Source organism: Sphingorhabdus buctiana (assembly GCF_042680825.1).
In the GTDB taxonomy this organism is placed as follows: Bacteria; Pseudomonadota; Alphaproteobacteria; order Sphingomonadales; family Sphingomonadaceae; genus Sphingorhabdus_B; species Sphingorhabdus_B buctiana.
The window spans coordinates 168,830-183,550 of sequence record NZ_JBHUEL010000008.1; the positions used below are offsets into that span (position 1 = coordinate 168,830).

13 protein-coding genes, 1 tRNA gene and 1 pseudogene are annotated in these 14,721 nt (G+C 58.8%); 4 read left to right on the plus strand and 11 right to left on the minus strand.

Going from position 1 to position 14,721, the window contains the following annotated elements:
* Nucleotide 1 precedes the first annotated feature (1 nt).
* Genes ACFSAG_RS09085 through ACFSAG_RS09100 form a run of 4 tightly spaced genes read right to left on the minus strand, consistent with a single transcriptional unit; the run spans nt 2 to nt 4,882 of the window.
* Nucleotides 2-1,567: an acyl-CoA dehydrogenase family protein gene (locus ACFSAG_RS09085; RefSeq protein ID WP_381513797.1), complete on the minus strand. Its 1,566-nt coding sequence runs from the start codon at nt 1,565-1,567 to the stop codon at nt 2-4.
* Nucleotides 1,564-2,760 (minus strand): CoA transferase, encoded by a 1,197-nt coding sequence (locus ACFSAG_RS09090; protein ID WP_381513799.1) that lies wholly within the window; start codon nt 2,758-2,760, stop codon nt 1,564-1,566. The genes ACFSAG_RS09085 and ACFSAG_RS09090 overlap by 4 nt, the downstream gene beginning before the upstream one ends.
* Nucleotides 2,761-2,769: 9 nt before the next feature.
* A complete protein-coding gene (locus tag ACFSAG_RS09095; protein WP_374613849.1) occupies nt 2,770-3,963 on the minus strand; it encodes an acyl-CoA dehydrogenase family protein in 1,194 nt (397 codons plus the stop codon).
* Between the two features lie 10 nt (nt 3,964-3,973).
* Entirely contained in the window at nt 3,974-4,882 is a 909-nt protein-coding gene (locus ACFSAG_RS09100; RefSeq protein ID WP_381514131.1) for an SDR family NAD(P)-dependent oxidoreductase, read from the minus strand.
* A gap of 252 nt (nt 4,883-5,134) precedes the next feature.
* On the opposite strand from ACFSAG_RS09100, the gene ACFSAG_RS09105 reads away from it, so the two are divergent.
* The 3 genes from ACFSAG_RS09105 to ACFSAG_RS09115 all read left to right on the plus strand — a co-directional run bounded on the left by ACFSAG_RS09105 (nt 5,135) and on the right by ACFSAG_RS09115 (nt 7,624).
* On the plus strand, nt 5,135-5,560 hold the full coding sequence (locus tag ACFSAG_RS09105; protein ID WP_381513802.1) for a hypothetical protein: 426 nt from the start codon (nt 5,135-5,137) through the stop codon (nt 5,558-5,560).
* 91 nt (nt 5,561-5,651) lie between these two features.
* Nucleotides 5,652-6,422 carry a hypothetical protein gene (locus ACFSAG_RS09110; protein ID WP_381513805.1) on the plus strand — a complete coding sequence of 257 codons (771 nt, stop codon included), beginning with the start codon at nt 5,652-5,654 and terminating at the stop codon, nt 6,420-6,422.
* Nucleotides 6,423-6,622: 200 nt separating this feature from the next.
* The gene (locus ACFSAG_RS09115; protein ID WP_381513808.1) at nt 6,623-7,624 is read left to right on the plus strand and encodes an XdhC family protein; all 1,002 of its coding nucleotides are present in this window, start codon (nt 6,623-6,625) and stop codon (nt 7,622-7,624) included.
* 26 nt (nt 7,625-7,650) lie between these two features.
* On the opposite strand, the pseudogene ACFSAG_RS09120 reads toward ACFSAG_RS09115, so the two are convergent.
* The 7 genes and pseudogenes from ACFSAG_RS09120 to ACFSAG_RS09150 form a co-directional block, all read right to left on the minus strand.
* Nucleotides 7,651-8,154, minus strand: a pseudogene (locus ACFSAG_RS09120) (nucleotidyltransferase family protein); the annotation flags it as partial.
* The gene (locus tag ACFSAG_RS09125; protein WP_381513811.1) at nt 8,151-10,400 is read right to left on the minus strand and encodes a xanthine dehydrogenase family protein molybdopterin-binding subunit; all 2,250 of its coding nucleotides are present in this window, start codon (nt 10,398-10,400) and stop codon (nt 8,151-8,153) included. The pseudogene ACFSAG_RS09120 and the gene ACFSAG_RS09125, both read right to left, overlap by 4 nt.
* On the minus strand, nt 10,400-10,882 hold the full coding sequence (locus ACFSAG_RS09130) for a (2Fe-2S)-binding protein (RefSeq protein WP_374613840.1): 483 nt from the start codon (nt 10,880-10,882) through the stop codon (nt 10,400-10,402). Before ACFSAG_RS09130 ends, ACFSAG_RS09125 begins: the two co-directional genes overlap by 1 nt.
* A 180-nt stretch (nt 10,883-11,062) precedes the next feature.
* Nucleotides 11,063-11,138: transfer RNA gene (locus ACFSAG_RS09135), tRNA-Thr, on the minus strand.
* Between the two features lie 24 nt (nt 11,139-11,162).
* Entirely contained in the window at nt 11,163-12,035 is an 873-nt protein-coding gene (locus ACFSAG_RS09140; protein WP_381513816.1) for a hypothetical protein, read from the minus strand.
* Nucleotides 12,036-12,131: 96 nt separating this feature from the next.
* Nucleotides 12,132-13,388: a mechanosensitive ion channel gene (locus ACFSAG_RS09145; RefSeq protein ID WP_381513819.1), complete on the minus strand. Its 1,257-nt coding sequence runs from the start codon at nt 13,386-13,388 to the stop codon at nt 12,132-12,134.
* Nucleotides 13,389-13,523: 135 nt separating this feature from the next.
* Nucleotides 13,524-14,117, minus strand: a complete 594-nt coding sequence (locus tag ACFSAG_RS09150) for a TetR/AcrR family transcriptional regulator (protein ID WP_381513822.1) — start codon at nt 14,115-14,117, stop codon at nt 13,524-13,526.
* A gap of 120 nt (nt 14,118-14,237) precedes the next feature.
* Here ACFSAG_RS09150 and ACFSAG_RS09155 point away from each other — a divergent pair, with 120 nt between their 5' ends.
* On the plus strand, nt 14,238-14,693 hold the full coding sequence (locus ACFSAG_RS09155; protein ID WP_381513825.1) for a hypothetical protein: 456 nt from the start codon (nt 14,238-14,240) through the stop codon (nt 14,691-14,693).
* Nucleotides 14,694-14,721 lie beyond the last annotated feature (28 nt).

Below are 14,721 nucleotides of genomic sequence, written 5' to 3' on the forward strand. Positions count from 1 at the left end.
GCTAATTGCGGTCTTGCAGCTTGCCGCGCGCAATGACCTGCGCCTGGATTTCGGCTGCGCCTTCAAAAATGTTGAGGATGCGGGCATCGCACAGCACCCGGCTGATTTCATATTCCATCGCATAACCATTGCCGCCATGGATCTGCAGCCCGGCATCGGCGTTGGCCCAGGCAACGCGGGCGGCATGCAGCTTGGCCATGCCCGCCTCAATATCGCAGCGCTTGCCGCTATCCTTGGCGCGGGCGGCAAAATAGGTCAGTTCGCGCGCCATCACCATATCGGTCACCATCATCGCCAGCTTGTCCGCGACCCGCGGGAATCGGATGATCGATTGGCCGAACTGCTTGCGATCAAGCGCATATTGGAAGGCCAGTTCGATAGCGCGCCGGGCAACACCAACCGCGCGGGCTGCGGTCTGGATGCGTGCGCCTTCAAAGGTGCGCATCAATTGCTTGAAACCCTGGCCCTCCTCTCCGCCAAGAAGCGCGTCAGCAGGGGCCCTCATGCCATCGAACTGCAAAGCATATTCGCGCATCCCGCGATAGCCGAGGACTTCGATCTCGCTGCCGGTCATTCCTTCGGCAGGGAAGGGGGTCTCTTCGGTTCCGCGCGGTTTGGGCACCAGCAGCATCGACAGCCCAGCATAGCCCTTCACATCGGGCAAAGTGCGCACCATCATCGTCATCAGGTCGGTGCGCGCGGCATGGGTAATCCAGTTCTTCGCGCCGTTGATTTCCCAGCCATCTGCGGTTCGCGTTGCACGGCTTTGCAGGTTGGCCATGTCGGATCCGGTGTCCGGCTCGGTGAATACCGCCGTCGGCAATATCTCGCCCGATGCGATACGCGGCAGCCAATGTTGTTTCTGCGCCTCGGTGCCGCCCATCATGATGAGTTCGCCCGCAATCTCGCTGCGCGTGCCGAGCGAACCGGTCCCGATCCAGCCGCGCGATAGCTCCTCGGTGACGACGCACATCACCAGCTTGCCAAGACCAAGACCGCCAAATTCCTCGGCTATGCAGACGCCAAAGGTACCCAGGTCGGCCATTTCGGCAATTATATCGTCGGGGATCAGCGCGTTGGCGAGGTGCCAGCCATGCGCCTGCGGCAGGATACGGTCATCGGTAAAGCGGCGGTACTGATCGCGGATGGTATCGAGCAGTTCATCGTCTAACCGGTCGGATATGGTCGCGCCCTCGGCCAGCAGTTCGACCAGCCGCGCCCGGTTGGCCGCGCTGTTACCCTGTGCCGCCGCAAGCAGTGCAGCGACATGGCTGTCTAGCCCGAAATCGCCGGGGCGGATAAATTCATTCTGCCCCATGGGCAGCCCGCCCGCCAGTTGCGCAAGCGTTTCGCCGGTGCCGATGGCAACAACCAGCTTTTCCGCTTCACCGTTCTGCCGCGCCCCCCATATTTGCAATGCGCGCAATGCCTCGACGCTGGTTTCGATCCAAGCATAGCCATGGGCGATATGTTGCTTGGCATCGAGAGAGGTGGCGGCGACCCTTTCCTGAACCACTGCCCGCGCGGTTGCGGCATAGCTTTCGGCGAGGGTCAGCGCGTCGTTCATGCCTGCCCCACGGTTCCGGCATCGATCAGGGCAGCGATTGCACCCGACGACAGGCCAAGCCGTTCGGCGAGTATCTCTTCGCTGTTTGCGCCGTTGCGTGGTGCGGGTTGCGGGGCTTGGCGATCAAGCTGCGGCACGGTCGCAAAACTGCCTGCTGCCGGATAGTTAAAGCCCGATGGGTTCTCGGCCGTCCCGAACACGGGGTTATTGGCCACCAGAGCAGGGTCGTTGGCAGCGTCACGCATGGTACGATAGGCCGAATGAACAATCCCGCCAGCGTCGAAGGCAGCTGCAAGATCGGCATGCGCACGCGCACCAATCGCGGCTTCGAACAGCGGATAAAGCGCGTCGCGATGGTTGAACCGCAGGCCATCATCCTTTGCGAAACTCACTCCGCGTTCGGCCTCGATCGCCGCAACGGCGCTTTCGAGTCTGAGCGCGTCGACAAGATTGGCCCATTGCCGGGGCGTGACGACAACGATCATCGTGCGCACGCCATCGGCGGTCACAAAATCACGGCCGAACAAGCCATAAACGGCGTTGCCAAGCCGGGGCCGGTTTGAGCCCGTGTAGAGCACCTCGGCAATGCCGCCCAGATTGGCGACGGTGCCAATGGCGACGTCCGAAAGCGGTATGCGCACCTCAAGGCCTTCGCCGGTCTGCGCACGCTTCTGGATGCCTGCAAGCATCGCAAAGGCGGCATAGGCCCCGGTGAGCAAATCCCATGCAGGAAGCACATGGTTGACCGGATCCGGTCCGGCCCCGGTCATCATCGGATAACCGACCGAATTGTTCACTGTATAATCCAGCGCGGGCGAGCCATCGGCCCAGCCCATGACGCGCACGGTAACCAGGTCGGCCCGGCCCTCGGCCAATTTTGCGTGCGATAGGAAGCCTTCTGCCGGGAAATTGGTGACGAACTGCCCCGTCTTGCGCACCAGTTCCTGCAGCAACTCGCGCCCTTGTGGCGAACCCAGATCGAGCGCGACCGATTTCTTTGCGCGGTTGAGATTTTCCCAATAGAGCGAGTCATTCCCCTCGGTCACCGGCCAGCGGCGGAAATCCGGTCCGCCGCCAATCTGGTCGACGCGGATGACCTCTGCCCCCATCTGCGCCAGATATAATCCAGCGGTGGGGGAGGCGACGAAGCTGGACGCTTCGATTACCGACAGGCCGTTGAGGAGATTATACATCGGCCTTGATTACCAGACCGCGCCTTCGCGTTCGAACTCGCGCAGCAGGTGCTTGGCGATCTGCAACTGCATGATCTGGCTGGTGCCTTCGTAGATGCGCAAGATGCGGGCATCGCGGAAGAAACGCTCGGCAGGATATTCCGCCAGATAGCCGGCGCCGCCATAGATTTGCACGCAGCGATCGGCGACGCGGCCGCAGGTTTCGGTTGCAAACAGCTTGGCAGCAGCGGCCTTGCGCAAGATCACTTCGCCGCGATCAGCACGTGCACAGGCATCGGCGATCATGCACTCGGCGGCGTATAGCTCAGCCTCGCTATCGGCCAGCATCGCCTGGATGAGCTGGAAATTGGCGATAGGCTCGCCAAAGGCTTTGCGCTCGGTCGCGTAACGGATTGCGGTGTCGAGGATGCGGCGGCCCATGCCGACGCCCATCGCGGCAACCGAAAGGCGGCCATTGTCGAGGCTCTGCATCGCGATCTGGAACCCGCGGCCTTCTTCGCCACCGACCAGTGCATCACCGGGGATTTTGACATCCTCCATGATGATATCGGCAATATGCGCGCCGGCCTGGCCCATCTTCTTGTCGGGTTTGCCGACACTGATCCCGGGGCTGTCCATGTCGATGATGAAGCATGAGACATGGGCGTTTTTGGGCAGTGCCTCTTTTGAGGTGCGCGCCATGATCAGGCCGATTTTGGCGTGAGGGCTGTTGGTGATGTAGCGCTTCGTGCCGTTCAAGACATAGCCATTGCCATCACGGGCGGCGAAGGTCTGCATCGCCGCGCTGTCGGATCCGCTTCCGGGCTCGGTGAGGCCGAAACAGGCAATCTCTCCGCTCGCGATGCGTGGCAGCCAATGGGCTTTCTGCTCCGCCGTGCCGAAATTCTTGATCGCACTTCCCGTCATCCCGACATTGATCGACATGGTCGAGCGATAGGCCGGGGCCGCATACGCGAGCTGCTTCACCGTTTCGATATACTGGCTGATATTCATCCCGGCGCCGCCAAATTCCTCAGGGATGGTGATGCCAAACAGCCCCATTTCCCGCATTTCTGCAAGGATATCGTCAGGGATCGCATCGTTGGCGATCACATCTTCTTCAGCGGGGATCAGCCGTTCGCGCACATAACGGCGAAGCTGGTCGATAAACTGTTCGAAAATTTCTGGATCCATCCCTGGATTACCTTGGCCGGGGTTGCTCATCACTTGCTCCTCAGATGGGGTCGTAAGGGAATACATGCGCCGAAACTTCATCGGCACGGGCGAAACTGGGCTTGAAAGCAGGTATCAGTTCATCGGCGATGCTCTCCGGCGTCCAGCCTTCCACTTTGGTCATCGACCGGATGGGGCGTGGCTTGTTGTAGAGCACGATCTCGTTCTTGCGCACAGAGAATATCTGGTTCGACACATCCTTCGATGCGTCCGAGGCAAGGTAGACGACCAAAGGCGCAATCTTGTCCGCGCTCATCGTCTTCAACCGCTCGACGCGTTCCTTTTGCTCGGGCGTTTCGGCCGGGATCGAGGCGGTCATCCGGCTCCAGGCGAAGGGCGCGATACAGTTTGAACGCACGCCGACGCGGGCCATATCCAGTGCGATCGACTGCGAAAGGCCGACAACACCCAGCTTGGCCGCCGAGTAATTGGCCTGCCCGATATTGCCGATCAGGCCGCTGGTTGATGTGAAATGGATGAAGCTGCCCGACTGCTGCTCACGGAAATAGGGCGTTGCTGCTTTGGAGACGTTGAAGCTGCCATTGAGATGCACGTCGATAACCGCGCGCCAATCCTCATGGCTCATCTTGTGCCAGATGGTGTCGCGCAGGATGCCGGCATTGTTGACGACTGCATCGATGCGGCCGAAATTCTTCACCGCGTCTTCGATGATGGATGTTGCGCCAGCAGGATCGGCCACACTGGCAAGATTGGCGATGGCCTTGCCACCAGCCGCGATGATGTCGTTTGCGGTTTCCTGCGCTGGCCCTGCATCGCCGCCTTCACCGCCGCCGCCGACACCCGGATCGTTGATCACCACCGCCGCGCCATGTTTGGCGCAAAGAAGGGCGATTTCCCGGCCAACCCCGCGTCCTGCGCCCGTTACGGCCACGACCTTGCCTTCAAGCATTCCCATCGCAAGTCTCTCCATAGCTGCTGGTTTAAGCGAGCGATTAAGCCTTGGCGAAGCCGAAGGGATTCGTGAAGCCCCAAAGGCAATTTTCTCAACGCGGCGATGCAATTTGCTTAATCAGCAAATGTCACATAATGTAACAACTCGTCGCAGTTCGTCTTCCGGCCGTCGCGTTAATGATGCGATGAAAGCTGCGGTTAAGGTTGTGTGCACGACCGAAAACGCGTTCCCAAGCAAGAGGATATCAATATGAAAAAGATAATTTTGACGGGTAGCGCAACCATGCTCGCCTTTGCGGCATTTGCCACTGGTCAGGCGCAGGATACCGAGGTGCCTGATGCACCTGAAACCAAGCCGGGTGCCGCAGTGACCCGCGAGGACATTACCGAAGAACGGCAGGCCGTCGATGAGAATGGCGAACCTCTGTTCAACGAAGATGGAACGCCTGTCCTTGAAACGGTGAAAACCGGAACGGTGCAGACAGTTACTACGCCATCGGGCAATGTGCACACGATCACCAAGGAAGATGGCAGCCGCGCGGTGGTAACCCATGAACGCGCAGATCGCCCGGAAAAGGGTGAAAGGCCTGAGAAACCGGAAAAGCCGGAAAAACCAGAGAAGCCGGAAAAGCCCGAGAAACCGGAAAAACCGGATAGGCCCGGGCGTCCGAACTAATCGGATTTTGCACCCAAGTTTCATGTCGTGCGCCCTCGAAACCGGGGCGCACGACTGTTTACATCCCATCAGGACATTCAGGGGGAATATCATGAAAAATCCAGCAACAGCCGCTTCGGCAATCGCACTCGCTGCAACAATGCTAATCGCAACCCCGGCACAGGCCGAGGATCCCTATATCCAGATCAACACCGGCATCGATTATTCATCGGGTGATTATGGCGATGTTGAGGATACCGATTACCTGTCGGTTCCAGTCGGCATCAAATATCAGGCTGATCGCTTTTATGTGAAAGCGGCGATTTCCTATGTGCATGCTGAAGGGCCTTCGGGTGTCATCCCCGGTGAAGGTGGCGGCACGTCGACCCCCGGCGGCGCGACCACTTCGCGCAGTGGCCTTGGTGACCTCTGGCTGACGGCTGGTTATTCACTGCCGATTGCCGAAACGACCTGGTTTGATTTTGTCGGCAAGGCGAAGCTGCCAACGGCCTCGGAATCCAAATTCCTCGGCACCGGCAGCACCGATTTCACCGCGCAGGGCGAATTGTTGCACAGCTTTGGCGACGTCAGCATCGCTGCCTATGGCGGCCGACGTTTCAATGGCAAAAGCGATATCCTCGCCTTGCGTGACGTTTGGCTGGCCGGCGGCGGCATTTATTTCGGCGCCAATGACCTTACCATCGGCCTTGATTATGACTGGCGCGAAGGTGCAACGCTCACATCTCCAGATGTAAGCGAGGCGACCGCCTCCCTAACCTACAAGCTCAACGAAAAATTGCGTCTGCAAGGCTATGGATATACCGGTTTTGCCGATGGCAGCCCCGATCTTGGCGGCGGGGTGCAATTGCTGTTCCGCTTCTAAGCTTCCGTTTGGGCGCTGATTATTGCCAATGCCTGATGCTTCACCACGAAAGAGGCATCAGGCGGAGGCATGCAGCGCCGTCCACAGGAAAATGCGGCCGCTCGGCTGCCCTGCATCTGGCGCCTCAAATCTGACGGCTGGACAGCACTCCCGTTTGTCGTAAACAACGCATCCTGCCTGGGATACGGGAACAGCAAGCTTTGACATATTACCGCGCTGAAGACATTGCTGACGATATCCGTCCGCTATTGCTGGGGCAGGCAAACGGCCTCAATCGCTTTGCCATCGCCACCCTGGTTGCGACCGATGGCCCGTCGCCGCGTGAAGTAGGCGCGCAGATGCTGATTACACAGCAGCAACATTGGGGATTCCTGTCCGGTGGCTGCGTCGAGGACGATATTGCTCGCCATGGGCGCGAAGTCATCGCCACCAACACGCATCGGCTGTTGCGTTATGGCGAGGGTAGCCCCTGGTTTGATATAAAGCTGGCTTGCGGTGCAGGCATTTCGGTCTTGGTGGAGCCTGCGAACATCGACGATCCTGCAATTTGCACACTGCTGTCGGGGTATCGCGAGCGGAAACCAGTATCATGGCAGAGCAACGGGGAAACCCGTAAAGCAAGCTTTTCCGATGTTTCTGGGGTGCCGACACAGCCATGGGATGGCACCAACTTCTCAGCCTATATCGAGCCGCCATTAAGGCTGGTCGTGATCGGCAGCGATGCGACGGCCTTTGCGCTTGTAGCGCTTGCCGTACATCTCGAAATCGAAACTGTGTTGGTTGACCCGGGCGGACCCGCAGAATCTCCGATTGCCGGTATCGAGTATCTGCGTTCGGCCACAGCCGAAAACCTGCCGCTGGATCGCTGGACTGCGGTTGCCGTGGTTACGCATGACCGGGAAAGCGATGAGACTTTGCTGGCGGCCTCGCTTTCCTCAGATGCCTTTTATGTGGGAGCGATCGGAGCGCGCAGCCGACTGCAAGGGCGGATCGAACGATTGCAGCAATTGGGCGTCAGCGAGAATGACATCGGAAGGTTGTGTGCGCCGATAGGGCTTCACGGCTTTGGCAAATCGCCGCGCGACATCGCATTGTCCATCATGTCTGAAGTGAAACGCGATTTCCACAGCCGCTCGGCGCGAGGGAGATCGGCCGGCGTATCAACGTCGAGTATCGCGCCTTCATCATTGGTTGGCAGATAGGCGATTTTTGCGCCCGATCGCCGGAGGAGCGATCCCGCACCCGTATCGCCGCTCAATCGGGTGAGATCTGGTACGGCAGAACGCGCAAAAGCAACCGGATGCCCGGGCAAATCGCCGTGTAGTGGGCGGGCAGCGTAGCCCGACTGTTCAGCTAATCGGGCCAACTCTTCGCAAAGGGCAACCGGCACCAGCGGCATGTCGCCCAGGAAAAGAAAAATGCCTTCAATATCGTTACGCAAGGCTTCGATGCCGACACGGATCGACGCGGACATGCCATCCGACCAGTTGGAGGCCTTGACCAATTTGCAAGCCAACCCCTGGAGTGAGGCGGCAACGGCGCTATGTTCTGCACCGGCGACAACTATGGTTTCGCAGAATCCAGCGGCACATATGCCGGCCACGGTTCGCCTGAGCACCGGCCCTCCGGCCAAATCTGCCAACAGTTTGTGCGCGCCAAAACGGCTGCTGCCACCAGCTGCAAGGACGATTGCGGACCAGCTGTTCAGCGCCGTGCCGGGCAGTGTGCTCAAACCTTCGCCTGCGTCAAAAGCGGCAGCGACCTGATGCGCTTGCCTGTCAGGGCAAATAGCGCATTGGCCAAAGCCGGGGCAGCCGGGGGAACGCCCGGTTCACCAATTCCGCCCATAGGTGCGCCGCTTTCGATGAAATGGATGTCGTGCACCGGGGGGGCATCGGCCAGCTTCAGGATCGGATAATCGGTGAGGTTGCTTTGCTGCACCGCGCCCTTGTCGAGCGTGATCGCCTCACCAATCGCCGAGGACAGGCCCATGATCGTCCCGCCCTCAATCTGCGCCGCCGCGCCATCGGGATTGACGATGCTGCCTGCGTCGACAACGGTCGTTACTTTGAGCACCTTGGGGCTGCCGTCTTCCTTGATCGACGCTTCGATAACGTGCGCGACGATCGTCTTGAAGCTTTCGATAATCGCGACACCACGCGCAACTCCTTCAGGCGTTGGCGTGCCCCAGCCGCTGCGTTTTGCGACTTCATCGAGCACGTTGAGGTGGCGTGAACCCGGCTTCAGGTGCCGGCGGCGGAATTCGACCGGGTCAGCCTTCGCAGCATGCGCCAGTTCGTCCATGAAGCTTTCGTTATAAAAGCCTTGCTGCGTCGAATTGACTGAGCGCCAAGCGCCACTCTGCTGGTTCGACGCATATTCATAATGCCGCCGTGCCACGACCGGCAGGTCGTAGATGAAGGTCGTCTCGCTCTCTGCGCTTTCGGTTTGCGCATAGTCGTTGAGATAGGCGGCGATCTTGCCATCCTTACCAAGTGCGCCCTTCAGGATTGCCGCACTTTGCGGGCGGTAGGCACCTTGCTGTACCTCTTCTTCGCGGCTCCAGATCAGCTTTACCGGATAGGGCAATTGCATCGCCAGTTGGGTCACCTGCTCGACGATTTCCATATACATGGGAAGGCGTCGGCCAAAGCTGCCGCCGATCAGCATCGGGTGGAAAGTAACATTGTCGGCATCAAGCCCAGACACCTCAACCGCAAGCATTTTCGTGGCGAGCGGATCCTGCATCCCGCCCCAGATGTCGAGCTTTCCATCCTTGTGATGCGCGGTGAGCGCGAAAGGTTCCATCATTGCATGGTGGAGGAAAGGCACCTGATACTTCGCCTGGATAGGGTTGGCGCCAAGTGCTGCCTGGACTTCGCCTTCGCCTGCTTCACCATCAGGTTCGCCTTTGGCGATCAGGTCGTCATAGGCCTTGAAGATGGAAGCGGTCGAGAAGCCGGCATTGCCGCCGTCGCTGAACTGCGGTGACAGAGAACGCAATCCGTTGAGCGCAGGCCAATAGCCTTTGGCGATCACAGCAACGGCATTGTCGAGCTTGACGACCTTTTCGACACCCTTCACCGCCATTGCCGGTGCAGGATCGACCGAGGTCAGCTTTCCGCCGCGCACCGGCGCGGCCATAATTGTCGCAACGCGCATGTCGGGCACTTTGAAATCCATGCCATATTGCGCGCTGCCATCGACCTTTGCAGGCAAATCGAGCCGCGGCATAGATTGGCGCATTATCTTGTAATCTTTGGGGTTTTTGAGCTTCGGATTGCTGTCGAGCGAGAGCGTCGCTGCCTCTGCCGCCAGTTCGCCATAGCGCAGCGTCTTGCCCGATTTGGCATGGATCACCTTGCTGTCAGCGGTGGCCAGTTCGGTCCCGGGCACGCCCAGCCGTTTGGCCGCAACCTCGACCAGCGCTGCGCGCGTCGCCGCTCCGACCATTTGGAAGGTCTTTTGCCCGGTGAAGCGCAAGGCTGTCGACCCACCAGTGATCTGCAGGTTCATCGATCGCGCGATGAACGACAGGAAGGATTGCGGGATGCCCTCGATAATGCCCGGCTGGCCGGTCATTTCGGCAAGGAAACCGCGGCCGAGGCCGGTATTGGCAAAGGCGGGCTCGGCAGGTGCAGAGACCAGTTTGACCTTGTCCCAAGCGGCATCGAGCTCCTCGGCCAGCATTTGTGCCAGACCGGTGTTCGATCCTTGCCCGATATCGGTGTGCGGCGAATAGATAGTGATCTGGTCATCCTCGGCGATTTTCAGCCAAGTCGCGAAATTATACTCACCCTTGCTGGTGGTCAGTTCGACCGCCTTTTTCGCTGCGTTGCTGTCCGCGAGCTTGATACCGAACAGTCCTGCGCCGACGACGGCAACACCGCCGATCAGGAATGCACGGCGCTTGACGCCTTTTTTCTTGGCGGGAACCGCTGCGGCTTCTTCCATGGCTGGATTGGGATTGTCTGCCATCATGCCGCTCCCTTCACCGCGGCCGCTGCCTGCCCTGTGGCTGCGCGGATTGCCTTGCGGATGCGCGGATAGGTGCCGCACCTGCAGATATTGGTCATCGCCTCGTCAATCTGCGCGTCGGTGGGACGGCCGGTCTGCTGGATCAACGCAACCGCAGCCATGATCTGGCCCGACTGGCAATAACCGCATTGCGGCACCTGCGCGTCGATCCACGCCTGCTGTACCTTGTGAAGCGTTCCATCGGCAGATTTCAGGCCCTCGATCGTTGTCACATTCTTGCCCGCAACATCGGCGATGGCGATGCTGCACGAACGGGTGATCTGGCCGTCCACATGGACAGAGCAGGCACCGCACGCCGCAACACCGCAACCAAATTTGGTGCCGGTCAGGCCAACATCCTCTCGCAAAACCCAGAGAAGCGGGGTGTCCGGTTCGGCCTCAACCGATACCGCTTTTCCATTAACATTCAGATCGATCGCCACATCTCGCCCCTTCAACTTCTCCTATTACATTGCTCATAGCAGACTTTTTCAAAGGAGCCATGCTCCAGTGCTTCCAAATGCTTGATGCATATCTGGTGATGCAGCGAACGAACATAGGTTGGGGAGGACAGGCCAGGGAGCCGGTGGGCGGTTCAAACCAAAATCATGCTGATGGGAAAATGGTGCCGGCTACAGGATTCGAACCCGTGGCCCCCTGATTACAAATCAGGTGCTCTACCAACTGAGCTAAGCCGGCACACCGATGGCTGGCCCTTTAGCGTCATAGCACCCCAAAGGTCCAGCCCTCAGTTTGCGCAATTTCAGGGGTCAGCAGTTGCGGCGTCCACAGCGCCGGAACGGTGCTTGCTTGGCGCATCCATGCCACGGTCAGCAGGGCGTCGGTGGCGTGGTCGTCCACCCGGTCGAGTTGCGCGGGCGTGTCTGCCTCAAAAACGCAGAGCGCGCGTTCCAGCGTGGCGAGGTCGCGAATCTTGCTCGTATTGGCAGGAAGGCCAGCAGCGCGCGCCGCCATGCTGGTATAGATCTCGATAATCACGGGGCCAGAATCGGGTATCGGATCGAACGGCCAGACAGGGATGCGCTTTTCCAACCGGTGCATCATCCGCATCCCGGTGAGCGAGCTTTTGCCGACTTGCCCCGCGCCTACCAGATTGAAGCAGCTCCAGCTGTTTGCCTGCTTGCTCACGCGTTGGTGGCGCTCGACTTCGCGCAGGCGGCCGATGCTGCCTTCGAACAGATCGCCTGTATCGCCTTTTGCATGGCGAAAATGGCGGCGCGCCTCGGGATGGCGCAGAAAGCTGGTAGCGGCCAGATGCGGGTCATCGGCGCACAATCTGTCGATGCATTCCCATAGCGACCGGGCGCTATCGGGGCTGCCATCCCATTGCGGAAAGAAACTGCCGCGATCGATAAAGGGAAAACCGAGCGACAGGTCGAGGCCGACCAAAATGTCTTCGCGTGCATCGGCCAAGCCATGCAGCCATTCGAGCACTGCTTGGCGCGACCATCGCTTCTTGGGCGCTATCAGTTCAGGAGCGCCCGCCTGTCCGATCATTGCAAGAGCCAGCCCGGGTGGATGTTCGCCGACTGCACCTGACCAATCGATACAAACGAAGCGGGAAAAGCGGCGCATGGGCTGGATATGTGCGCTGAGCACTATGATTGGAAGGCCCAAATAAAAGGGGGCGAGGTTTCCCCCGCCCCAATTGGCTGCTTCGGTAAAGGCAGCTTATTTCTTCGTCGGTGCCTTGCGCGCCGGGGCTCGCTTCACCGTCTTGGCGGCGAGCGATGCGGCAGGTTTCTTGACCACTGGCGCTGCAGGAGCCCGCAATTCTGCCAGCATCCGCGCGGCGGCATCGCGGCCACCAAGGCCAAAGGCGAGGGCGAAGGCAACTGCTGCACCGATGGCGAGCGCGCCAAAGGCGTAGTCAACTATCATCCCGCCAATCTGCATCTGCTTCAAGCCGATGAAGACGAAGAGGCCCGTTGTGATCCAGTAGGTCACGTTAGACGCAATCCCCGGCCCGGTCGCATCGGCGATCAGGTTACGAAGGATATTGGCGATCAATACGCCAAGCGCGATCAACACCGCACCAAAGACGACATTGCCAGCCTGCGCCAACACTGTTTCAAGGATGCTGGTCAGTTGCGGGAAACCAAGCATGTTGGTTGCCGCGATCGCAAAAAAGATCATGATTGCGATGGTCACGATGGTGGCAATCACTCCCGAAGCCGTGCGCCCTTCGGGAAGGATGCCCAGTTCGTTGATTGCGCGGTCTGCACCCAGGCTGGGCAGCAGGTCGCGGATCAACGAAGCGACCCAGCGTGCGATGACGAAGCCGATGCCGAGCAACAGGCAGGCACCGACTATCAACGGAATGGCCTTGAACACCATGTTGAGTAGGTTCATCGCCGGCTCTGTGATGGCCGAGATTTCGAGCATTTGCAGCGATGCAATCGCAACGGGAATGATCACCAGCACATAGACAATCGTGCTGATCGTCTTGGTGATGGCGCTGTTACCTGTCACAGCTTCGACGCCGCCCTTATTGGCCCATTTGTCGAAATCCACCGTTCCCAATGCCGTCACCACCAGGTCACGGGCAATGCCTGCAATCATCGAGCCGATGAAGAAGATGGCTGCGGCAAAGACGATGTTATCGAGATAGCCGATGAAGTTGCCCAAAAGCCCCTGAACCGGCGTAATGACGCTATCAAAGCCCAATTGCTGCAGCACCGCCAGCAGACCGAACAGCCAGACGAGCAGTGATACGATCTTGCCAAGCGCCATGCCGACGCTTTCGCCATTCGACGTCCCGCGCCGCAGGAACGGTATCTGGTCCACCATCTTGGCAAAGGTCCATTTTGCACCTTTTGCCAGTGCCCAGGTCACTCCCAAAATAACAAGGGCGAAGAATATCTTCTCCGCCCACTCCATGAATAGAACTCGATCGAATGCGTAACCCGCTATTTGGAAACTATCCATTTTCGCTCCCCCCATAATGCGACCCAAAGGGCCTAGAAGCGAACGGAATTTACCATAGAATCAAGACTCTGGCAAATTTTTGCTGCACTTTATGCTGCGCAGCAATTTTATGAGTCAAAGCAATGATTTGACTCGCTATTTTCCCTCAACGGTAAAAAGCTTGCGCATCAGACCGGCCAATTCTTCGGTCACAATCTCTATGTCGGGCACCGACAATCCGGCCCGTGCTTCGCGGGCAATCCATTGCGGCAGGCCAAAGATCAGCGCGCCAAAAGTGTGTATTGAAAGTGCCGGCAATTCGCCCTTCATGAAATAGGGTGCCGCCCACCCCATGGCGCGTTCGACAAAGGCGGCGTTCAGATCCTTCAATGCGGTCGTATGCTTGAGTACCCAAGGAGCCGCGGCGGTGTCGAGCATGAACGTATATTCGTCGGCGAAGCGTTTCTGGAAGTCGAAGGCCGCGCGCACCGAAGCTTCGGCGGCTGCTGGAACAGTCGACTCGGCCTCCATCGCTGCGATCACATGTTCCCAATAATGGCGGCGGATGCTGACGAAGATTTCGAGTGCGATCGCTTCCTTGGTCGGGAAATGGTGAAACAGGCTGCCATTTGAGACACCCGAATGTTTGCAGATCTCGGCTATCGAGGTTTCATCCAAGCCTTTGGAAAAAAACAGTTCGCGTGCGGAGGCAAGGATGCGGTCGCGGGTCTTTGGCTTGGCGGCAGTCATTATGCCTCCCTTATCAAACGGTCGGGAAAAACAAGCAAGGAAAAAGTAGATTGACACTCTAGAGTAATACTCTATTTTACTCTCATTCCCGGTTGGGGAGAAAATTCAAGGAGAGTTGATATGAACAGGAAAAAGGATTGGCTGGTGGCTGTGGCCTTGTCATTCGGCATGATCGGAGCAGCGCACAGCGCGATTTATATGAAATATGAAGGCATCAAAGGTGACGCGGCCGCGTCAACCGGTGAGGCGCCTAAGGATATCGCGCCAAAACCCGCTGAACCACAAAAGGGCCTGTTACTTCCTGCAGTGCAAAAGGCATCGGATATATCGCCCGATGTTCCGCCACCCGCACCCCGATCAAAGCCGCAGGTTGCTGCTGGCGATATCAATGGCGATGGACGGGCGGATGCGCATATCCGCCAAGGAACGATGAGCGTCCGCAAGGCTGGCGAAAAACCTCTGGAAAACTCCAGTCAGGCGCCACGTGGCAAGCATTTCAGGGATGCGAAGCTGACACCGCGCAAAGCCGGTGAAGGACAACGCCGGACGAGCGGTCAAATTCGTACCAACCAGTAACAAGATAAGCCTGCTGCACTCGAACGAT

Excerpts from the sequence above, each read along its gene's own strand:
- ACFSAG_RS09085 (WP_381513797.1), bottom strand. The coding sequence starts at position 1,567 with ATGAACGACGCGCTGACCCTCGCCGAAAGCTATGCCGCAACCGCGCGG.
- ACFSAG_RS09090 (WP_381513799.1), bottom strand. The coding sequence starts at position 2,760 with ATGTATAATCTCCTCAACGGCCTGTCGGTAATCGAAGCGTCCAGCTTC.
- ACFSAG_RS09095 (WP_374613849.1), bottom strand. The coding sequence starts at position 3,963 with ATGAGCAACCCCGGCCAAGGTAATCCAGGGATGGATCCAGAAATTTTC.
- ACFSAG_RS09100 (WP_381514131.1), bottom strand. The coding sequence starts at position 4,882 with ATGCTTGAAGGCAAGGTCGTGGCCGTAACGGGCGCAGGACGCGGGGTT.
- ACFSAG_RS09105 (WP_381513802.1), top strand. The coding sequence starts at position 5,135 with ATGAAAAAGATAATTTTGACGGGTAGCGCAACCATGCTCGCCTTTGCG.
- ACFSAG_RS09110 (WP_381513805.1), top strand. The coding sequence starts at position 5,652 with ATGAAAAATCCAGCAACAGCCGCTTCGGCAATCGCACTCGCTGCAACA.
- ACFSAG_RS09125 (WP_381513811.1), bottom strand. The coding sequence starts at position 10,400 with ATGGCAGACAATCCCAATCCAGCCATGGAAGAAGCCGCAGCGGTTCCC.
- ACFSAG_RS09140 (WP_381513816.1), bottom strand. The coding sequence starts at position 12,035 with ATGCGCCGCTTTTCCCGCTTCGTTTGTATCGATTGGTCAGGTGCAGTC.
- ACFSAG_RS09145 (WP_381513819.1), bottom strand. The coding sequence starts at position 13,388 with ATGGATAGTTTCCAAATAGCGGGTTACGCATTCGATCGAGTTCTATTC.
- ACFSAG_RS09150 (WP_381513822.1), bottom strand. The coding sequence starts at position 14,117 with ATGACTGCCGCCAAGCCAAAGACCCGCGACCGCATCCTTGCCTCCGCA.
- ACFSAG_RS09155 (WP_381513825.1), top strand. The coding sequence starts at position 14,238 with ATGAACAGGAAAAAGGATTGGCTGGTGGCTGTGGCCTTGTCATTCGGC.